Source organism: Gemmatimonadaceae bacterium, from assembly GCA_040882285.1.
In the GTDB taxonomy this organism is placed as follows: Bacteria; Gemmatimonadota; Gemmatimonadetes; order Gemmatimonadales; family Gemmatimonadaceae; genus JACDCY01.
On record JBBEBQ010000007.1, the window covers coordinates 63533 to 84818 of the forward strand.

Consider the following 21286-nt stretch of genomic DNA (forward strand, 5'->3'; position numbering starts at 1 on the left):
GAGATTGCCTGCAGTCAAGCCATTTCCTGAAGATCAGCGTCCCGGTCCGGCACGAATACAGACATCGCTCCATAGTGCGCGCTCCCAACGATCCGTCATAGGAAGCCCGTCGAACGTTCAGCCCGAGAGCGGCTACCTTCCCCATATGCAAAGCGTCCTGAGACCCGCGTCGCAAGGGCTGGGCATTTCTGAATGGGAGTGCGGCGGCTTCCGCGCCGTGGAAGCGTTCCACCAACCCGGGCTTTCCCTGCCGCGCCACGAACACCAGTGGGCGACCATCTCGGTGGTGATCGATGGCGAATTCGCGGAGATCTTCTCCGATGGACCGCGGTGGTGTCCACCCGGTACGGTCCTCGTGAAACACGCCGGCGTGCCGCACGCCAACATCTATGGCACGAGCGGCGCACGATGCCTCATCGCGGAATTTCGGGAGCCGCTCGACGACCAGGGTGGCGGCCGGCCGAGAACGCCGCCGGGCGTCGCCTATTGCGCCCACGGACCGTTGAGCCGGCTGGCGGCGCGGCTAGTGCGCGCCTGGGTCCACGCGGACGATGCGTCGCACATGACCGTCGAATCTCTGTTCCGCGAGATTTCCGCCGCGCATGCGGACCCCTCACCCATACGACCGTCGAACGTTCAGCGAGCAGTCGAATACTTGCACGACGAGTTCAGGCATCCGTTGAGGCTTCGCGATGTAGCCGCCGCAGCGGGACTTGATCCGACGTACCTCGCGCGCGCGTTCCGTCACCACTTCGGCCGGACGCCAGGCGACATGCTTCGCGAACTGCGTGTTCACTGGGCCGCTCACCTGCTCGGCGAAACGCGGATCGGGATCTCCCAGGTGGCGCTGAACGCAGGATTTACCGATCAGAGTCACCTCACCCGGGTGTTCACGCGTCGCATAGGTGTCACACCAGCCAGCTATCGGCGGATGCGCCACGCACACTGAGCCGTTGGCGAGGTTGATCCGGTACAAGACAGGCGACGCGCGTTATCGCAGTTTGCGACCATGAAGCACATGACGCTGACGCTGCTGGTGACGGCGGCCTTCATGAAGATTGGCGCGCAGGCCCCGTCGCCGCCGACCGGCACGGTCACCCTGCCCGAGCCCTGGGGGCTGCACGCCGTGGGGTACCGACGCTTCGACCTGACGGATTCCAGCAGGTCGGAAACTCGAGGACCCCGCGCGGGCAGTGCGCGGCGGCTCGTCGTCCAGCTCTGGTATCCCGCACTCGGCCCGGTGACGAACCGCGTCCCCTACATGGATTCCCTGACCGCGCAGGCGTGGGCCGAGAACCAGCGGTTGCCCGCTGGCTTCCATCACCACGTTCGGACCCACGCGCAGCGGAACCTGCCGTTCGTGGACTCGCTGGGCCGGTTGCCGGTGCTGCTGTTCTCGCACGGCCGCAGCTGGCCCGTGCAGACGTACCAGGCGATGCTGCAGGACCTGGCCAGTCGCGGCTGGCTGGTCATGGCAATGAGCCATCCTCATGAGGAAGTGAACACGACCTTCGCCGACGGCTCCGTCGCGGAGTTCGATCAGCCGCGGTGGGATACGCCGGCGGAGCGCGGCACCCTGCTGACGCGTGCGGTCGACGTGCTCGTGAGCGACGCGGCCTTCCTCGTCAAGTCGCTGCAGCGGTGGAACAGCGACACGAGCCACATCCTCTATGGCCATGTGGATCCATCCCGGATCGGATACTTCGGGCACTCGCTCGGCGGTGCAGCTGCCGCCCAGGCGCTGTCCCGCATCGGCGAAGTTCGAGCGGCGGCAACCATCGAGGGAAGCGTCTACGATACGACGGCCCGCCCGATGCTCGTGACCAAACCGCTGCTCAGCATGATCGGGGGGTACAATCGCGCCGATCTCGGGCTGCGGGACTACCTCGCCGGCCACGGAGGAATCGTCTTCGAGGCAGTCGTGCATGGCGCGTGGCACGCGTCGTTTGCGGACCTGTTGCTGGTCTACGGCGCGTCAGCGCCGCGCACGTTTCACGAAAATCATCGCCGGGAACTTGCGCCGGAGCGTGTCAATCAGATTGCGACAGACTATCTCGACGCATTTTTCCGGCGCTATCTGGAGGGGAGGCCTTCGCTCCTGCTTCGTCCTCATTCCGAGCTGGAGCGGGGCAGCTACGTGACGTCTGGTTACCCCGAGGTCGAGCTGCGTATCGTCGTACCGTGACATGGCGATCCTGCTGGCAAAGGCCACGTCTTGTCCCGGCACCACAGGGACCGCGGAAGACTGCACGCCCGTACCTACGGCGGGCCCATCTCCAGGTTTCGCGCAGGGCCTACTAGAAGCTCGTGGGTGACGTCCCGCCGACGTGGTCGTGCGCGTCACGGTGCGGGAATCTCAAGGTCGCGGCAAATCTTGCGCGCAAGGAGTTCCTTCACCTCGCGGTGGCGCGGAACGGTTGAGATTTTGCGCAACGTCGGATTCAGATAAATCGAATGGCCACCGCCTTCTCGAAGAAGACGACAGCCATGCTTATCCAGATGCCGTATCAGGTCAACGCGCTTCACACCCGGCCTAGCTCACGCCGGCAGCCGCAATCGCTCCCGGATGACCTTCCCGGCCCCGAGGTCCTCTTCTGCCAAAGCCCGGTTCGCTGCCAGTACCATCCCGACTGCCTCGCGCAGATTCTCCCGCGCTTCATCCAGCGTTTCGCCCTGCGTATTGGCTCCAGGCAATTCCTGAACGAATGCGACGTACCCGCCCTCCGGAGCCTCCCGGAAAATCGCGGTAAACTCGAACTGCATAGCGGCCTCCATACTTCAAATTATAGCTGCGCAGCTGGGACAGCTAATCATTCCGTTGCGCAACGTTGCGTTCGATAGGGCCTCGTGCTTCTCCTCCCGTCACGAGATCCCAGCGGGTCTGGGGCCGGGCTACCTATCCGGCATGCCCGCTACTTGTCCAGCCGTCCCACCAGGTCGTTGATCATGACCGGCGCGCCGAAGCCGAGCGCTTCCAGCCGCTTCGCCTGCGTCGCCGCGTCGCCGACGACGACGAACGTCATCGCACCTGGCCGTACGTACCGGCCGGCGAGGTCCCGCACCTGCGCGACTGTCAGCCCCTCGATCACCGCCTGCTCGCGCTGCGGGTAATCCACCGGCAGCCCGTAGTCCGCGATGGCCGCCAGGTAGTTGAGCTTCGCGGCCGGAGTCTCGAACGTGCGCGCGCGTCCCTTGGTGAGCGCGCTCCGGGTGACCTCGAGATCGGCCTCCGAGAAAGTCGGGCCGAACTCGGCGAGGATCTGCCTCACCAGCTCGGCGGCTTCCAGCGTGACGTTGGCGCGGACGCCGCTCGTGATCTCGAACGTGCCGTGGCGGATCCCGCCGAAGAATCCCGAGCGGATACCATAGGTGTACCCCTTCCCTTCGCGCAGCTGCTGGGTGAATCGCGACGCGAAGCCGCCGCCACCCAGGATGTAGTTCATCGCGGTCGCCGGATAAAAGTCCGCGTCCGCGCGCGCGGGCGCGGGATAACCGAATGCGAAGATGGACTGCACCGCGCCGGGCACGTCGTAGAAGTAAATCTTTGACGCCGCCGGAGCCTGCGGCGCGGGATAGACGGGGATGAACACACTCCGCCGCTGCCACTTGCTGCCGAGATCCTGCAGCGCGGCCTGCACGCGCGGCTGCTCCACGAATCCCACAACGCGGAAGCTCGCGACGTTGGGCGCAAGGTTGTTCGAGTGGAAGCGCTTGAGGTCGTCCATCGTGAGCGAAGCGACCGACGTCTCCGTGCCGAGCGGATTGCGCGAGAAGATGTGCCCCTCGCCGTACGTCACGACGTCGAACGCGCGCGCGGCGATCGCGTTGGGCTGAACCTTCCGGCTTTGGATCAGACTGGTCACCGCCGCCTTCTGCAGCGCCAGCTCTTCCGCGTCCCAGCGCGGCTCGAGCAGGATCTCTTCCAATAGATCAATCGTCTGCTCGAAGGTGCGCGTCAGCGTCCGGCCCGTCACGACGAAGTGCTCGTTGCGCACGGAGATCGAGATATCCGCGCCCAGCGATTTCAGCGCGTCCTCCAGCTCGGCGGGCGTCCGCCGCGCCGTGCCGCGCAGCAGCATCCGCGCGAGCAGATTGGCGGCGCCGGGACGACTGATGTCGTCGAGCAGCCTGCCGCCCTCGATCGCCAGCTCGAAGCGCGCGACGGGCAGCTCGTCGTCCTGGATGCCGTACACTTTCATTCCGTTCGCCAGCTCCGCCGTCCAAATGGTCGGGACGACGACCGCGGGCTTCGCGCCGCTCGGCGGCTCCACAGTCCGGTCGAAGGTCGAAGGCGTGCGCGCGTACGTCGCCTCGGCGCTCGCGTCCACCGCCTGCTCCGCACCCTGGACGATCGCCTCCTCCGCGACGTTCGCGCGGATAGAGCCCTCGAGCGCCAGCTCGACGGCGCCCTTCGGCACGAAGCTCGTCGCGACGTACGGCTCGTCCTTGATGTACGCGCGATACACGCGCATCACGTCGGCCGCGGTCACACCGCGGAGCCTCGCGATGTCGGTGTCGGCGAAGTCCGCCGTCCCGGCGTACAGGTCGTAGCGCGCGAGGCGCGACGCTTTCCCGAGCACGCTCCCGATCTGGTCGTAGAAGCGCACTTCGCGGGCGGTCTTGGCCCGGTCGAGCGCGGCGGCGTTGATGCCTTCGCGCTCGAATCGCGCGAAGCCCTGCTCGAGGGCGGCGGCGACTCTGTCGAGGTCTATGCCCGCGAACCCGCGCACCGAGATGTACGACTCGCCCGCGAGCTTGGCGTGGTCGCCGAACGCGTTGACCGCGCTCGTCAGCTTCTGCTCGTCCACGAGTGTGGCGTGCAGCGGAGTTTCCTTGCCGTCCGTGAGGAGGTCGAACAGGATCTGCAGCGCATAGCTGTCCGGGTGCAGCGCCGGAACCGAGGGCCAGGCGATCGTGAGCTCCGGGAGGCGCGCGAAGTTGTCCTCGTGGAACAGCTTCTTCGTCGCGGGCAGCGTGGCCGGTCGCGGCTCCAGCGGCGGAATGTCGCCGCCGCGCGGGAACTCGCCGAAGTATTTCTCCACCCATCTGCGCGCCTGCGCCGTGTCGAAATCCCCGGCGATCACGAGCGCGACGTTGTTCGGCACGTACCAGCGGCGGTAGAAGTCCCGCACGTCGGCCAGCGTCGCCGCGTCGAGATCCGCGAGCGAGCCGATCACTTCCCAGCTGTACGGGTGTCCCGCCGGGTAGAGGTTCTCCGAGATGACCGTCGAGGTGTGACCGTAGGGCTGGTTGTCGTACGACTGCCGCTTCTCGTTCTTGACGACCTGCTTCTCCTTGGCGAGCACCGGCTCGGTGACCGTGTTGATGAAGAAGCCGATCTTGTCCGCTTCCGCCCAGATCATTTTCTCGAGCGCGTCATTCGGAACCGTCTGGAGGTAGTCCGTGATGTCGCGGCTCGTCGAGCCATTCGCGCCCGACCCGCCGATCCGCGCGCTCATCGCGTCGAGCCCGCCCTTGCCGAGGTTCTCCGACTCGAGGAAGAACAGATGCTCGAAGAGGTGGGCGAAGCCCGTGCGTCCCGTCACCTCGCGCGAGGAGCCGACGTGCGCGTTGAGCGAGACGGCGACCACGGGATCCGAGCGGTCCACGTGGAAGATGACTTTCATCCCGTTCGCAAGGGTGAACTGCTCGACGTGGATGAGCTGCCGCGGAGCTTGCGCGGTTGCAGGGGGCGCCGTCGGCGGCGTAGTTGCGCAGGCGGCGAGAGCAGCCGCCGTCGCTGAGAGGAGCACTTTTCTTATTGTCATAAATGAGAGCTCGAGCGAGGATTCACGGAGACTACTGTGCAGTGAACGACCGAGGCGGGACGGCCCGGACAGCGGGAAGATCGCCATCGTGGACGGATCGGATATCCGCGGCCTGCAAGGAGATCACCGCCTGTGTCTGTCCTGAGGCGCGCACAAACTCCACCTCATAAGCGTCCGATCCGTGCCGATGCACGACTGCGCCGAGGTCTCCGCGCCTGAGATCGTGCTCCGGCAGGTCGCGGTCGAGTACCACTGTGTCGAGTTCGCGGAAAGTCATGTTGCAGCTCCTGGGTAAGCCGTCACGAAGCGCGGCACCTCTTCCCCAGCTCGGATGATCCAGACAGTCGCAACGGCCAAAGAGCCGCCATTCGGTCCCCGAAGAATACCACGAACAATGAATTTTTGCCCGAAGATACCGCTCGCCTGCGGCTCGGCCACTTCTCACACCCTCGGCATCCACTGTAGAAAGAGGACGGCGAAGCCGTCTGCCCGCCTTTTGGATCCACGCATGAAGCAATAGCTCTCGCCAGCGATGATCGCGCATTCCGAATTGAGCCTCAGCAACGGAAGCGGATACAGTACGCCACCGTGCGGACCGCCGACGCAAAGGATGTGGTTTTCCGGGAGAACCAACTCGGCAGCTTCGGCGGGCGAAACCACGGTAATCCCCGGGAGGTCGCACGGCTCCGGCACTTCACGTTTTACTCGCCGGTCGCGTCGGGGACGCGAATTCTTTCCGCGAGCATTCACTTTTGACATGTAGACACCCTTTCGAAGGACGTTCCTGTCCCATTCGCACATGGTTCCGGATTTCTCCGGCCGGCTGGGCCACCGTAAAGGATCACGGTCTGGCGGGCGGGTCAGAGCCGGTGCTCTAGCCGCCACTCGTCATGTCGGCAGCCGGGACAGTGGCTGCCATTGCCTTTCAATTGTCAGGACGCAAATACAGTTGCGCCGACCAGCAAAAATTAAAAAACCCGCGAGGCATGGTCGCGGGAAGTATCGCGACTTAGACGGTTTGTCGGATCATTCCGATGCGCGGCCCGTCAAGCCGGGAAATCGCCGCGCAACATTACTATCGCTTTACGGGTCCCTGCAGTCAAGCCATTTCCTGAAGATCAGCGTCCCGGTCCGGCACGAATACAGACATCGCTCCATAGTGCGCGCTCCCAACGATCCGTCATAGGAATCCAAGCTGGCATGGACAGAGTGTCGAACGCACCCGCTAAACCCGCCCAAACTATCCGGTAGGTCGCGGCCGGGCACGACACCTGAAGACGCTGGGTGAACGAGCCATCAATTGCCCGCACCGTGACGAATGCGACTGTTCCAGTCAGATAGACTGAGTGGCGCTGCCACTCTTGATCCTTCCACGTCGCGCATACCCATGTCGAGTCTGTGCAAGCAGGGTCTCGGCTGGATGGCAACGAGACCCAACCCGTATCGCCGACTTGCGCAGCAGGCGGGGTTCTCGCGCTATCCCGGTTGCATCCCGCAGCGAAGAGGAGGAGGATGGCAACCAACAGTCGCGAGGTCATAGCGAGGTTCCTGTGAGTGCCAGGCGCAGCGTCAACGCCGCCTGCATAGGGACGAATTTGCTTCCTCGCGCAGAATGCGCGCGAAGCGCGAATGGTCCTTGAACGGTCGACTGCGACTTTTTCCTATCGCACACGTTGAGAATACAACTTGCGCACGTGCCGATTGATGAAAGCGTTCAGGCTGTCTCCAGACGTCGCGAGACGCTTCATCTCCGCAATATTCGCCGCACCCGCGCTTGCGTCTGTGTACTCGTAGACTGCCCCGTCTTTGAACTGCACACGGATGTATCCTGCGCCATCCTCATAGGCGGCCACACCTGAATCTCCGTCAACATCGCGATAGGGTTTCATCATATACTCCAGTTGGTCGTAGTATGCCTAACGAACCGCGTTGAACTGCGAACGCTCCAAAAGAATGCGGCCGCGAAGCCGCCGCCACCGACAGGTCTGCGTTCGACAGCTCCAACGCATGTTAGACAACTCATGCACGGGTGGCGGCGGACTCCTCACTACGTTCACTTCGGTAGAGCTGAGGCGCGCTGCGGGATAATGTAGAGCCCGTTGAGCGTGTGCTCCACGACATCCATTGCGATCGAAAGGGCGGAGATGGAGTGCGGCTTGACTTCGTGCGCAGCGGCATTGCCCATGACCCGAAGGCTGTGAAGGATTTCGGCCCCAGCCTTGGTCAGCGCCCCTTGGGCGATGAGGTCGTCGATGCGCTGCTCGAGGTTGATGCCCTGGGCACCGCGGTCCTTGCAAACGGACTCAACGATTGCTCGAATCCCCACGCCAGCAAGAACCGGCATGTCGGCAGCGAGGGCCTGCACGGTTTCCTCGTAGGCGCGCCGGATCGTTGGCGGAAGCAGATACGTGTCCTGAATCGTGTGGCGCCCGGGTAGGCGGTGCGGGTATACCGCGACGCGCTCGTGCAGGACCTCCTGCTGCGTGTAGGGGTCGTAGCTCGCGTCTTCCGTGTCGCGGCTGCTATGCCGGAAGCTCATCGCTTGACAGCCCTTGCACTCGACGACCTGATACTCGTCCCAGCCCGTCACGCCGAAGTCACCGTCCTCGTAGTTACCGACGTACTCCGCTGAGCGAACGATGGTGTGGGTCGTCTCGCGGTTGCACGCCGAACACGATAGTCGGACCTCCTTGCCCTGGTCATCGCTTTTCGGACCTTCGCGTGTCTGTGTGGGCATTGGCCAGGCGTAGAGTTGTCTAACGCCCTGCGCGTAAGCTGCAGCGCATTACAACAGAGCGCCAGCGCGCGCAGCGCGCAGGCGCATTCCGCAACCGGTGCGCCGACAGCGTCATGCGCTCGTCATGCGGCACTGTGCGCATAGCTGCAAGCCGTTCTCATGAAGCACGAAGGGCATTCTGGGTTTCGGGCAAGGCAGGTGGACTGGCCGAGGGAATACAGTGGACGATCAAGAAGCCACGGGTTCTCAGGATGCATTGAGCGAGTTTGCTCAACAACTGACGACGTTTCCTCAGTTGAGAACTCCGCTCCCCGAAGAAGTCGACCGAGCACCCTTCGAACGTGCCGGTCCACCTTGACGTCTGCCGTGCCAGAGAGGAAGCCGGCATCTATCAGGCCGCCAACCACCATGCGCGAGAGTTGCTGCCCAACTCCAAGGTCATTTAGGCGATACAGAGTCGCCTCGATCGATCCGCCCATCCAGACGTTACGGGCGTCGCCCTGGTACTGCGCGACGACTCGGCACCCGATGGTGTAGACGCGCTCGTGACCTTTCGGGAATCGGTGCAGCGAATACGCGGTCTTCCTGGCCATCCACTCTTCCAACGATACTGCTGTGATTGCATGCCACAGATCTTCCGGATCACCGAGAATGTCTTCCGCGAGCCGACGCGCATTCTCCCACGCGGTGGAGGCAGGAATCTGATAGTCAAGGATTGCGCCGACGAGAAACTTGTTGGCCCCCTTGCGCGAAAGAGGCTGGCCGGGCTGAAGCCAGCGCCAGAACGACGCATCACTGTTGCGGTTAGCCAAGAGCAGCGACGCGATCTGTCGTGGGTCAGCATTCATTCCAGAGTTCCCGGCTCGTGTCCGCATAACTTCTGATTAGGCTGCCGACATATACTGCGGAGAGCGGCGAAACGTAGCAAGCCGACGCTGGCTTTCGCGCCACGGCGAAATGGCGCGCCGCGCTGCACCGCCGGAGCTGAATGCACTTACGCAGTTACCGTTAAGCAGGAGAGCGGAAATAGGCTGCAGGAAGTCCGCTGCATGTTTTCGCGCAATCGCTACGGAGAGCTGTAACGAGCCCGAAATGCCCTTCCCTCATCCGGTCCGGCCGGTCGAGATCGGTGAGCGAGCCGATCACTTCCCAGCTGTACGGGTGTCCCGCCGGGTAGAGGTTCTCCGAGATGACAGTCGAGGTGTGGCCGTAGGGCTGGTTGTCGTACGACTGCCGCTTCTCGAGGCCGAAATTAACCTATGGGGTTAATGGGACTATTGTTATATTGGAAGCTACAAGCTACATTAACTCCTATATGGAGGTCGGCATCCGTGATAAGACGCTCAGACAGCTTTATACGGACCCCACGGCACAGGCGCCCTTTCCGGCTCCGGTCATCGAGAGGTTCCGTCGTGTTGTCTGGCTCATTCAGGGGGCAGTCGATGAACGGGATTTCCGCGCATTCGGAAAGGGACTTGGTTTTGAAAGACTGAAAGGAGATCGCGCACACCAACACGCATTCCGCCTTAATGACCAGTTTCGCCTAATTGTGGAAATTACGGGAGAAGCACCCAACAAACGAATTGAGGTGATTGAAGTTGTTGACTACCACTAACCGCGCGGAGGATGGCCAGATGGACGATCTAATTCCTGCTGTTGCTTTCCCGCCGGGAGATTACTTGCTGGAAATCCTCAATGATCGCGGCTGGTCGCAGATCGACTTTGCCGAGATCACTGGTCGCGCCCCCAAGACGGTAAACGAGATCATCAAGGGCAAGTCGTCCATCACACCGTCGACCGCGAAGGAGATTGCCGCGGCCACGGATACCAATCCACTGTTGTGGCTGAATCTGGAAACGGCATACCGACTTCATCACGCGCGAGAGGAGCCATCGCCAAGGATCGCGCGACACGCTCGGCTTCGGAGCAAGTACCCTGTGCGTGATATGGTGTTGCGTCATTGGATCGAAAGTTCGTCGGATCCGGTCGTTCTTGAGAACCAGATCAAGGGCTTCTTCGGCATCAATGACATCGATGAAGAGCCCCGGCTGATGTATGCTGCGAAGAAGACAGGCTATCCAGAGGACGTCAATGGAGCGCAGCGAGCCTGGCTATTTCGGGTTAAGCAACTTGCGATGACGATGACGCTTCCGAAGTACTCGAAAAAAGCTCTTCGCGCCGCGATTCCTCAGCTTCGTGAGTTGCTGAGTTCGCCATCCGGCATAAATCGCGTTCCGAAAATATTGAATGATTGCGGTGTGCGGCTTGTAGTTGTCGAGCACGTGCCATCGTCAAAGATCGACGGTGTGTGTTTTTGGCTTGGGAAGAACGCGGACAGCCCTGTAATTGGAATGTCCCTGCGACTCGACCGAATCGACAACTTTTGGTTCGTCCTCCGGCACGAGATTGAACATGTCCTCAACGGAGATGGACGCGAGGTTGCTATGATCGATAGCAACACGGGTGAGGTTACAACCACTAGCGTCTCACCCGAGGAACTGAGAGCAAATGCAGCAGCAGCAAACTTTTGCGTTCCCGCCGTCGAAATGGCCGACTTCGTTATGCGGCACGGTCGGATTGTGAGCGAGCAGCATATCCTAAACTTCGCGAGCCGGATGGGCGTCCACCCTGGTCTTGTCGCGGGTCAAATCCAACGCCGAACAGCTAATTACCGACGGTTCAGGCGGTTCTTGATAAGCGTTCGTCCCATCATAGCGCCGGTCGCTATGACGGACGGATACGGCCATACGATTCGTCTTTAGGAGGGCGCCGTGCCAGCAATGACAAAAATCCAACAGTTGCTCCGCATCAAGAATGACTATCGCGCTGAACACGACAATGCGCCTGCCTCGACGCGAACTATGCTCGATTGGGCAATTGATACGGGACGCTACAAGCTCGATCTATCAAAAGCGCGAGCGCGGGCGGCCGAGGAGTTAGCCGACGCGATGCGCTCAGAGAAGACGCGGGATGCGCATGGCCGCGAGATACACGTGAACGTTGCTTTCGATACCGAGCAGGGTTGGCTTTGGGATCAGCGGGATACAATTGGCCGTGAGCATGTCGAACTTCACGCGACCCGCGGTCGGCGAATGGTCGTTGGGGAGATTAAGGCTCAGGTACTAACAGTGATCGACTGGAACGAAAACCATCCGGACGAAGCGCCAATTCAGTACTCTTTGAATTTCGCCGCTGACTTGCTCGACGACGGTATTAGTCTGCCTTATTCAACCGAGCTTGAGCAGTTGCTCGCCCAGGATCCTTCCGATGTTGCGGGCTCAGTGCGGCCGCGTGAGCAGTCCCGCCCTTCATCCCTTCGCGGTTCTTTTCCGTCCGATCGCACTGGGGGAGTGTCTTAGCGCTCCCCCGTCGCTACCTAACAACGCGGAAACGTTTCTTAAACGTCGCGACGGAGCTCAGCCTGAGACTTCTTCTTCACTAGCAACAATGCTCGCTAGCCCTTGAAGGGTTACCTCAGCGCGGTCAATCATCATCCACACCGGACCCTGCACCGGATCGCGCGGATCTAGTGCATGGCGGGCCGCGATAAGGGCAGCGGCAACCTCCTTGAATTGCCGGGCAACGACGGTATCGGACTCGCTTATCGGTTTCCATGGCATGGATTGAAAATAGTCACTGCGTATCCACGCCGCCCGTTTGGCACGATTGAACTGATCTACTACCCTGTGGTCCGCCGAGGGTCGTGATTGTCGAGGCTCGCGAGCATATGTACTCCAACCGCAAGACACTCACGGGAAGGTCAGCATTAGAAGAAACACAGGCGGAGCCTGATACGCCGCTTCAGCCCTGCAGGATATGCGCAGTGCGAGCCAAGGCAGCTCGGAGCGATGGCTCGCTTGTAGACCAGCTATTTTGCCCACGGGCAGCTGGGCGCTGCCAGCTTCTGTCCTCCCTAAGAAAAATGAGCGGACGTGTCTCGACTTACTGACCTGATTGCCCAGGCAAAGGCCAAGGACCCGCAGGGGGGCGCGGACCTCGAACGAGAGTTCAAGGCGCTGTCGTCGCGCCTGCCATTCGGGTTGAATTTCGAGCGGCATCGACCGGAGGCAGTCGAGCTTCCGCTGCGTCCGATTCGGAAGGGCGACAAGGTCCGCGTGTTGCCCGAGCGCGGGTCCACTCGGAAGGGCGATCAGCGCCTGTGGCAGATAGTGAGGATCGCCACCAGTGGTAAGCGCAAGGTGGCCGATCTGCAGCTGCTTGATGCGGCGGCGCCGGAAGCGCAGTCAGTACCCGTGGAAGACCTCGTCGTTGTCGCCGAGTTTAAGGACATCATCTATCCCGGCTTGGTGAGTACCGGGAAGGTGGAGCGCGGCGGGGACAAGCCGCATCACGCGGTCATCAATGCCGAGAACTACCACGCGCTCAAGGCGTTGACGTGGTCGCATCGTGGCATGGTGGACGCGATCTACATCGATCCGCCGTACAACACGGGTGCGAAGGACTGGAAATACAACAACGATTACGTCGAGGGCGACGATCTCTATCGGCATAGCAAATGGCTGGCCTTCATGGAGCGGCGATTACTGCTCGCGAAGGAACTGCTTAACCCCGCGGATTCCGTGCTGATCGTCACCATTGACGAGAAAGAGTTTCTCCGGCTGGGGTTGCTGCTCGAGCAGCTGTTCCCAGAGGCCCGTCTACAGATGGTGAGTAGCCTTATCAACCCGAAAGGGCAGTCTCGAAATGACTCATTCGCTAGAACCGACGAGTACGTGTTCTTTCTCTTCTTTGGAAAGGCCGGCCCGCAGCAGCTTGTGCTGCCTGACGACTGGCGAACTGGCAAAGCGGCTGCTTCGTCGGAATTGTATTGGCAGCAACTCCGCCGCCGCGGCTTACGCGGAGAAGTGCGGAGAGAGGATCGACCGGGCCTGTTTTATCCGATATATGTGAAGACCGACGGGTCGGGCGTGGCCGAGGTGGGTGAACCAATACCCTTCGAGGAGGTCCCACAAACGCACGCACCGAGGGGAACAGTGGCCCTTTGGCCCACGCGTGCCGATGGGAGCCATGGGTACTGGCAAGTAGCACCTAAGCGGCTCCGTGAGCTGATCACGCGCGGGATGGTGCGAGCGGCGAAGCCAGAAGTCGGAGCCATCTACTATCTGAAGCAAGGTGAAGTAGCCAAGGTACAAGCTGGCTTCTATCGTGTTACCGGGCATCGTCCGGACGGCTCGATCATCACCGAAGCGAGCGAAGGTGGGAGCGGTTACGTACCTGGCACACAGTGGAGGATTTCCTCCCACAACGCGGGGGAATACGGCACAAACATCGTGAGCGCGCTACTCCCGGCGCGTCGTTTTCCGTTTCCGAAGTCCCTCTACGCCGTTGAAGACGCATTGCGTTTTTTCGTGGCGCCTAAGCGGGATGCGCTAGTGCTTGATTTCTTCGCTGGATCGGGAACAACCGCTCACTCAATAATGCGGCTGAATCGGCAAGACGGTGGCCGACGACGCAGCATTTCTGTGACGAACAACGAGGTTGCTGCCGATGAACAGAAAGCGCTCCGTGAACATGGCCTGCGCCCCGGAGACGTCGATTGGGAGAGGTGGGGCATTAGCGAATACATCAACAAGCCTCGGATAGCCGCCGCCATCACGGGGAGGACTGCAGAAGGGGAATCCGTAAACGGTGACTACAAGTTCACCGACGAGTTCCCGATGGCCGAGGGCTTCGAGGAGAATGCCGAGTTCTTCACGCTCACCTACGAGAGTCCCGTCGCCGTCAGCCACCACATTGCCTTCGCTCGCATCGCGCCGCTGTTGTGGATGCGATCCGGCAGCCGCGGGCGGCGCATCGAGAAAATTCCTGACGCCGGCTGGGACGTGGCGGATAACTACGGCTTGCTTACCGAGCTCGATCAGGCAACGCTATTCCTCAAGGCCGTGCGCAAAGCCGGCGAGCTGCGCGTCGCCTACATCGTCACCGACGACGAGCGGCGGTTCCAGGCGATCGCGCGCCGACTGCCCGAAGCGGTTGAGGCCGTGCGCCTCTACGAGTCCTACCTGACCAACTTCGCCTTCGCTAACGGCAGCGAAGTATGAAGGTCACCCTCAAGGACTACCAGGACGACGCGGTCCGCGACATCCTCGCCAGTGTGCGAAAGGCGCGCAAGCGGTGGCACGAGGACAAGGAACGCCACGCCTTCTCTCTCACCGCGCCAACAGGTGCGGGCAAAACCGTCATGGCGGCGGCGGTATTCGAAGCGCTCTTTCATGGCGACGACAGCTACGATTTCGACGCCGACCCTGGCGCGGTTGTCATCTGGTTCAGCGACGATCCGTCCCTGAACGAGCAGACTCGCTTTCGCCTGATGGCGTCGGCTGATCGGCTCCGTAACACAGACATGGTCGTTGTAGACAACAGCTTCCATCGCCCGCGCTTCGAGGCCGGGAAGATCTACTTCCTCAACACTCAGAAGCTCGGCAAAAAGAGTTTGCTCGTCCGCGGGTTCGATGAGGGCGAAGACCAGGATGCATTTCCCGAGATGCGTGCCGACACTCGCGCGCACACGATCTGGGATACCATCCGCAACACCATCGAGGACCCGTCGCTCACGCTCTATCTCGTGCTCGACGAGGCGCACCGTGGAATGGGCAAACGCACGAAGGCGGCGGAGGCGGAGAAGACGACGCTCGTGAAGCGGCTCATCAATGGCGAGAAGGGAGTGCCGGGTATTCCGGTGGTGCTCGGCATTTCCGCCACAGTCCAGCGGTTCACCAGCGCGATGGAGGGCGCAAAAGGACGCACTACTCTGCCCGGCGTAGAGGTGGACGCAGCGAGGGTACAGGACTCAGGGCTGCTGAAAGACACCATCGTCGTGGACATTCCTGACGAGGAAGGTCAGTTCGATACGGTATTGCTGCGCCGCGCCACGGAAAAACTCAGGGACTCCACCACCGAGTGGGCACGTTACGCTACGGAGCAGGAGAGCGGCGAGAGTGTCGTCCCATTGATGGTCCTTCAGGTGCCGAACACTCCGAATCACAACACCGTCGGGCAATGGCTCGATGTCATCTTCCAGGCGTGGCCGGATCTTCCTGAAGACTGCGTTGCGCACGTGTTCGGCGAGCACACCACCCAGACTTTCGGCAGGCACACCGTCCCGTACATCTCACCTGAGCGCGTACAGGACGCGACCTGGGTGCGCGTACTCCTCGCCAAGGACGCCATCAGCACCGGCTGGGATTGCCCGCGCGCCGAGGTGATGGTGTCGTTCCGGCCCGCTAAAGATCCCACCCACATCACCCAACTGCTGGGCCGCATGGTGCGTACACCTCTCGCGCGGCGCATTCCGGGCAACGACCGCCTCAACTCCGTGGACTGCCTGCTGCCATTCTTCGACGAGGAAACGGTTAGGAGAGTCGTAGATGCGTTGATGCAGGGCGGAGGCGAAGTCCCCCCGTTTGGACGCGTGCTGATCAATCCCGTCGAGATGACGCCCCACCCGGAGGCAGATGCAGCCATCTGGGAGAAGTTCACGACGTTGCCGTCGCAGACGCGCCCGCAGCTCGGCGCCAAGCCGCCGAAGCGCCTGACCGCGCTCGCGCACGAGCTGGCGATGGATGGCCTGTTGCCAGGCGCGGGTCAGAAGGCACATGCGGCGATGCATAAGGCTCTGGATGCGTTCATCGAAACTGATCCGTACGGCTTCAGGTCCAAACGAGAATCGGTTAGTACAGTCGAGGGGCGAACGGTTGTCCTTCACGTCAGAGAGGGTGAAACTGAGTCGCGGTTATTCCAGACGGAGGCGGATGCAGCCGTGTTCAACGACGCTTACCGCCGGACAGCGCGCATCATCAGCCCCGACATCGCCCGCACTTACACGGAGCACCGCGCGCGGCAGAAGCCAGAGGCGGCAGACGATTTCGAGGATGCGCTGATCGAGGCACGCGAGGACATCGGCGCCTTGGGCCTTATGCAGAACGTCGATGTGTACTTCAATACCGAGGCTACGAAGCTCGCCGACGCCTGGTTGAACAAGTACCGCGACAAAATAAAACAACTCCCTGACGACCGGCAGGAAGCTTATCGTGAGATCAGAGCGCTGAGCCGCGAGCCGCAGGATGTTGATCTCGCCCAGCCAGTGTCACGCTGGGAGGCTACCGCGGCACGCGAGAAGGATGGCAGCGAAACGAAGCTGCCGACTTACAAGAATCACCTCCTCTGCGACGAGCGGGAGATGTTTCCCGCCGAGCTGAACAAGTGGGAAAAGGCCGTCCTCAAGGAGGAGATGGAGCGCGACGGGTTCAGGTTCTGGTACCGTAATCCCGGTCGGCCCACGCAGGATTCACTGGGTGTCGCATACGCGGATGGTGACGACACGAGGATTATGCGGCCGGACTTCCTCTTCTTCGCCGAGGATTCGCAGGGCAAAATCGTGGTGGACATCGTGGATCCGCACAGCATCGATTGGGCGGACGCTCTGGCGAAGCTACAGGGACTGGCACGCTACGCCGCGGCGCATGCCGATGTATTCAGGCGGGTTGAAGCTGTCGCGGAAGTAAAGGGAAAGCTGCGTGTGCTCGATCTGACGCGGGCGGATGTTCGGACGGCGATCGAGGACGCGCGTGAAGTGCGCGCTCTCTACGAAGGGGCTTTGGCCAAGGACTACCCGGACTAGGCACCGTCGGCAACACACCATAAACTCAGGTGGTGAGCCAGCTGCGGGCTCGCACCTCAACAAACCTCGCCGGACGATCAGCAGAAGGATGCAGAAGGTTGACCTACATGAGGAACAACGGGGATGGCTTCTCGCGTGAGACGACGAGCATCAGCCGCTTCGTCGCGCGGCTGAGAGCGACGTAGAGAAGGCACCTGGCCTCGCGGATGCCGGGGAAGGTCTGCGCATCGCAGGGCATCACGATCACGCTGTCACACTCCAGACCCTTCGCCTTGTGGATAGTGCTGATCGCCTTTCTCGGTGGTCGAGGCCGCGTGTACGTCCGATGATGCGTGATCTCGGCCAGCCCCTCATAAGTATCCTCGTAATCTCCCAGCCGGATGGCGTCGCGGAACTCGCTGTGGTGGTCAATCTCGACATCCGCGAATGCCGCGTCCGCCTTCCTCAGCTCGGCGATGCGGGCGAGACACTTGGCAACGCCGCGATGGCTCGGATCATCAACGAGGTACCGTGCCAAGGATTGAATCGTCGCGGGTTTCCCCTTGCGCGCCTTCGTGCAGTCCTCCGTTGCCTCTTGCACAAAGGCATTTCCGAACGACGACGGGCTGAATCCCTTCCCCACTTTGCCCATGAACGAGACGATCGTGTCCGCAAGCCCGGCGCTGTTTCCCTTCGCGGCATTCATGCCGTCTACGAGGGTCTCCAATGCTGACCTCGTATGCCCCTCCCAGAGCGGAACGCGGCGGCCGAAAAACCCGCGAAAAGATCCCGCCGTCTGGTTGTAACGCGTCAGGATCAGAAGCGATGTGTCGTCATCAGCGAACCGATCAATCGGCGCGCGATCTCCCTTGGACAAAGCATATTGAAGATTACTCTGCGCTCGGTTTTCGGCCACTACCACATCAAGACTCGACGGCAAACCCGTTCGGAGGTCGATCGGGTGGTCGTTCAGAAGGCTCCGTCGCGCGGCGAGAGTCCAGATACCCAGATCGGGACAGCTCTCCTTCCACCGATGTGGAAAATCGAGTTCGTCGCAAGCGTGAGCCTTTGCCCGGAGGGCAGCCCAGTCCCACTGTGGGTTAGACCCGGCGACGGACTTGTCCCGGAAGATCGACTGCATCGGGTCGGCGAAGACGCGAACCTTTGCACCAGCTGCGAGCATCGCCATCACGATCGTGTGCTGATCTCCGCTGGAATCCTGATGCTCGTCGCAGATCACGACTGGATATCGCCGCGCCAGCGCAGATGCGATCATCGGGTACCGCGCCAGTAACAACGCCACCTTCTGCGCGAGCAGCGCATAACCTTCGTCCTGCCCGCGTACCCAGGCTGCGGTATCAGCAGGAATGCCAAGGCCGACATGGTACGCGGCGGCGACGTTCGCTATGATGCTGTCGATGGTGCGGATTTCCACCTTGGTGCCGGCCCCCTTGGTGCGGTCGGCGAACACCGAACATGCCGCATGTGTGTGCGTCAGGATCAGCGGGCGGCCATGGCCGAGGCGATCAACAAGTTCCCGCGCGTAGTCCGCACCTTGGTGCGTTTTTCCGCAGCCGGCCGGCGCCTCGACGACCACGAGCGCATGATCGGCCCTGAGCGCGTCACGAACGCTGTCATCGCTCACAGCTGCACGTCAGGGACATCATCAAGCCCCACGGTTCGGCGTATCGCGTTGCAGAATGGAAGCAGCTCTCCGCTGACCGCTGGCCAGCACCCGAGCTGAAACGTCTTCTTCGCGAGTTCCCGACCGCCCTCGTTATTCTTGAACCAGCAACGTGCGTGCGCCTTGTGTATTCTCTTCGATTCACGATCCTCAACTCCGGCCAGCACTGCGCCCGTTGCCGCGGCAACGATCAAGTCTCGAAACGCCGCACCCGCCTTCGCCTGAAGGGCTGCGAAGCCCTTCTCGTCGCCCATGCTCATGCGATCGGCCAAGGTCCGAAGCCGTGCGCCAGTCTCCTCGCCATCGGGGTCGATCAGGAACGCCTCGAGTCGGTCGTCAGCGACGGCGCGAAGAATGTTCTCCTCGATGCAACCCGAAGCCCATCGAAATAGCAGCGGGCCGTGCGCCGCTCTCACCGCCTTCCAACGGTCCGGGTGCGTTCCTTCGTCGTCGACGAAACCTCCGAAGCTCAGCCCGCCCTCAGCCAATGCCTCCAAGAGGTCCAGTGTCGTGTCGTTCCCCCCGCCATCGCTGACGTGAACGCCATGCTGCTGGAGGGAGGAACTGAGAGCGGCTTCGAGCAGAGCGGTCGCGAACCCGACTTCCGTGATGCCCTCACAAACGATCGCCATGCGCGCCAAGAACATGTCGGGGTCCTTGGCACGGTGCTTCGCGATCTTCGCGGCGGCGAGCGGCCCTACTCTCTGATCGTGATCGACGTACCATAGCGCCGCTTCGGAAGCCGCTGAGATCGCGGCCGGGCTGTGGGTGGTGACGAACGCCTGCGACCTTCCCGCCTGGAGTTTTCTGAGCAACATCCGTTGCCGGTACGGTTCGAGGCCACGCTCTACCTCGTCGACAAGCAGTATCGGGTGCTCGCCCTGGTTCTGCTCCGCGATGGTCAACGCCGAGAGGCGACGGGTCCCGGCCCCCCAACTCGCAAGCGGCAGTTGAACGCCGGCATTCCTTGCCCGCAGACCAATCAACGACGCGATGGATGCTCCTGGCCCGCCCGTGATGGAAACATCCAGACCAGTCGGCAGGCTCTCCTTCCCAAAGGCCTTATCCAGTTCGCCCAGCGCCTCCTTGGCCTCTGACGCCAGTTGATCTTGGACGTCCGTCTTCGCAAGCTCGCTCGCGATACGCGAGCGGAGGGCCTTGTCGGAGAGAAGACGATCGAGGGCGGATCCCTGCACCAGCCGAAGGTCACGGTCACTTCGATCGTCACCGCCCAAGCGCACGAGACCGATGGACCGACGCAACGCGACGGTGAAATGATCGTCCGCGCCGTCGGGCTGCACGATCTCGAAAACGAGTTCCAATTCGGCAGTTCCGCGAACGCGAACGCGGTACACCGCCTCTGATGCCGTGGATCCGTCGTCCTCGATGTTGGGGACGACGGCAGTGCTACCGTTCCACGCCCATGGCCACGATGGCTTGACCTGCTGATTGACCATGCCCTCCAGGGGAAGCGACATGATCGCCTCGATTGCGAACTCCGCAGCGACATCACGGAGGTGGTAGTCGGTGTCCGACAGGTTCGCCGCGTTGGTTGGACTGAGAAGAAGACCAATCGCGTCGAGTATCGTGCTCTTGCCGACGTCGCCACCACCGAGAACGAGGTTGACGCCTTTGGCCGGCTGCCACGTGAGCGAATTGATCCCTCGGAACCGAGTGATCATGAGCTCGTAGATCACCGGAACCAACGGCGGCGACGCCGTCGGCGGTGGTGGCTCTGGAGCTGGCTGTGAATTCTTCATCGCCCTAGGTACACCGAACGCCGCGAAGATTCAACAGTTCTCCTCCCGAAGGTTCGCCTAGGCTGGAGCCCGCGTGAAATCAGAAGCTTGCGTACGGCAGCGAACGATCCGGAAGCCGCTTGGAAGTCGAAGGCTTCCGAGTCGAGCCCCGGCATCGGCTGACGGGTGCAGCGCGTCGTTAAGCAGCGCCCGCACGTGACGGTCGCCAACTCAACGCGGGGCGGCGTCCAGACATTGCACAGTCCCGCAGATAAAGGTTGATAAGCGTTTGATAAGGAATCTCTGATTCTGCGGCGAGCTGCTTGAAGTAGGCAATCGTCGCAGCATCGAGCCGAATAGTGACCGGCTTCTTGAGCCGCTTCGCATAGGGATTCGGCCGTGCCTTCGAAAAGTCATATTCCTTGCGCATTTTCACCACCTTTCCGCGTATTGGCGGCGTTCAGTCCGGGTCGCTTTCCGAGCCGAGATGATTCTGATCACCTCGTCTCCTTCACGGTAGCAGTGACAAACAACCAGCAACCGCAGCTTCGCACTCACTCCAATCAGGATGAAGTTGTCTTCCTCGATTGAGTGATCAGGATCGTCGAGCAGGAGCGCGTGCTCGTCGCTGAAAACGGTCTCAGCTTCCTCGAACGAGACACCGTGCTTGCGGAGATTGGCCGCGGCTTTCTGGGGATCCCATTCGAAGCGGAGGTCTGCCACATCTCAAATGTACGT

18 protein-coding genes are annotated in these 21286 nt (G+C 61.7%); 7 read left to right on the plus strand and 11 right to left on the minus strand.

Annotated features, from left to right (window positions below; translation table 11 throughout):
• Nucleotides 1-145: 145 nt before the first annotated feature.
• Nucleotides 146-949 carry an AraC family transcriptional regulator gene (locus tag WEA80_04375; GenBank protein ID MEX1185802.1) on the plus strand — a complete coding sequence of 268 codons (804 nt, stop codon included), beginning with the start codon at nt 146-148 and terminating at the stop codon, nt 947-949.
• 69 nt (nt 950-1018) lie between these two features.
• Nucleotides 1019-2185, plus strand: a complete 1167-nt coding sequence (locus WEA80_04380) for a hypothetical protein (protein ID MEX1185803.1) — start codon at nt 1019-1021, stop codon at nt 2183-2185.
• A gap of 155 nt (nt 2186-2340) precedes the next feature.
• Here the strand turns inward: WEA80_04380 and WEA80_04385 are convergent, their stop codons facing one another.
• The 7 genes from WEA80_04385 to WEA80_04415 all read right to left on the minus strand — a co-directional run bounded on the left by WEA80_04385 (nt 2341) and on the right by WEA80_04415 (nt 9353).
• Entirely contained in the window at nt 2341-2526 is a 186-nt protein-coding gene (locus tag WEA80_04385; protein ID MEX1185804.1) for a type II toxin-antitoxin system HicA family toxin, read from the minus strand.
• A gap of 12 nt (nt 2527-2538) precedes the next feature.
• Nucleotides 2539-2763: a type II toxin-antitoxin system HicB family antitoxin gene (locus WEA80_04390; protein ID MEX1185805.1), complete on the minus strand. Its 225-nt coding sequence runs from the start codon at nt 2761-2763 to the stop codon at nt 2539-2541.
• A 149-nt stretch (nt 2764-2912) separates the two neighbouring features.
• Nucleotides 2913-5768 carry a pitrilysin family protein gene (locus tag WEA80_04395; protein MEX1185806.1) on the minus strand — a complete coding sequence of 952 codons (2856 nt, stop codon included), beginning with the start codon at nt 5766-5768 and terminating at the stop codon, nt 2913-2915.
• 31 nt (nt 5769-5799) lie between these two features.
• Nucleotides 5800-6045: a DUF4926 domain-containing protein gene (locus WEA80_04400; GenBank protein MEX1185807.1), complete on the minus strand. Its 246-nt coding sequence runs from the start codon at nt 6043-6045 to the stop codon at nt 5800-5802.
• A gap of 1384 nt (nt 6046-7429) precedes the next feature.
• Nucleotides 7430-7657, minus strand: a complete 228-nt coding sequence (locus WEA80_04405) for a hypothetical protein (protein MEX1185808.1) — start codon at nt 7655-7657, stop codon at nt 7430-7432.
• Nucleotides 7658-7821: 164 nt separating this feature from the next.
• Entirely contained in the window at nt 7822-8505 is a 684-nt protein-coding gene (locus tag WEA80_04410; protein MEX1185809.1) for a DUF4145 domain-containing protein, read from the minus strand.
• A 122-nt stretch (nt 8506-8627) separates the two neighbouring features.
• Nucleotides 8628-9353, minus strand: a complete 726-nt coding sequence (locus tag WEA80_04415; protein MEX1185810.1) for a hypothetical protein — start codon at nt 9351-9353, stop codon at nt 8628-8630.
• 467 nt (nt 9354-9820) lie between these two features.
• On the opposite strand from WEA80_04415, the gene WEA80_04420 reads away from it, so the two are divergent.
• The 5 genes from WEA80_04420 (at nt 9821) to WEA80_04440 (ending at nt 17146) form a co-directional block, all read left to right on the plus strand.
• Nucleotides 9821-10120 (plus strand): type II toxin-antitoxin system RelE/ParE family toxin, encoded by a 300-nt coding sequence (locus WEA80_04420; protein MEX1185811.1) that lies wholly within the window; start codon nt 9821-9823, stop codon nt 10118-10120.
• Between the two features lie 19 nt (nt 10121-10139).
• Nucleotides 10140-11267, plus strand: coding sequence for a helix-turn-helix domain-containing protein (locus WEA80_04425; GenBank protein ID MEX1185812.1), 1128 nt, complete (start codon nt 10140-10142; stop codon nt 11265-11267).
• 18 nt (nt 11268-11285) lie between these two features.
• Complete coding sequence (locus WEA80_04430; protein MEX1185813.1) at nt 11286-11864, plus strand: hypothetical protein; 579 nt, start codon at nt 11286-11288, stop codon at nt 11862-11864.
• A gap of 573 nt (nt 11865-12437) precedes the next feature.
• Entirely contained in the window at nt 12438-14567 is a 2130-nt protein-coding gene (locus WEA80_04435; protein MEX1185814.1) for a DNA methyltransferase, read from the plus strand.
• Entirely contained in the window at nt 14564-17146 is a 2583-nt protein-coding gene (locus tag WEA80_04440) for a DEAD/DEAH box helicase family protein (GenBank protein ID MEX1185815.1), read from the plus strand. The genes WEA80_04435 and WEA80_04440 overlap by 4 nt, the downstream gene beginning before the upstream one ends.
• Before the next feature lie 103 nt (nt 17147-17249).
• On the opposite strand, the gene WEA80_04445 is transcribed toward WEA80_04440, so the two are convergent.
• The 4 genes from WEA80_04445 to WEA80_04460 all read right to left on the minus strand — a co-directional run bounded on the left by WEA80_04445 (nt 17250) and on the right by WEA80_04460 (nt 21271).
• Nucleotides 17250-18770, minus strand: a complete 1521-nt coding sequence (locus WEA80_04445; protein ID MEX1185816.1) for an ATP-dependent helicase — start codon at nt 18768-18770, stop codon at nt 17250-17252.
• Nucleotides 18767-20506, minus strand: a complete 1740-nt coding sequence (locus tag WEA80_04450) for an AAA family ATPase (GenBank protein ID MEX1185817.1) — start codon at nt 20504-20506, stop codon at nt 18767-18769. Before WEA80_04450 ends, WEA80_04445 begins: the two co-directional genes overlap by 4 nt.
• 241 nt (nt 20507-20747) lie before the next feature.
• On the minus strand, nt 20748-20978 hold the full coding sequence (locus tag WEA80_04455; GenBank protein MEX1185818.1) for a BrnA antitoxin family protein: 231 nt from the start codon (nt 20976-20978) through the stop codon (nt 20748-20750).
• Between the two features lie 2 nt (nt 20979-20980).
• Nucleotides 20981-21271, minus strand: a complete 291-nt coding sequence (locus WEA80_04460; protein ID MEX1185819.1) for a BrnT family toxin — start codon at nt 21269-21271, stop codon at nt 20981-20983.
• Between the last annotated feature and the right edge of the window lie 15 nt (nt 21272-21286).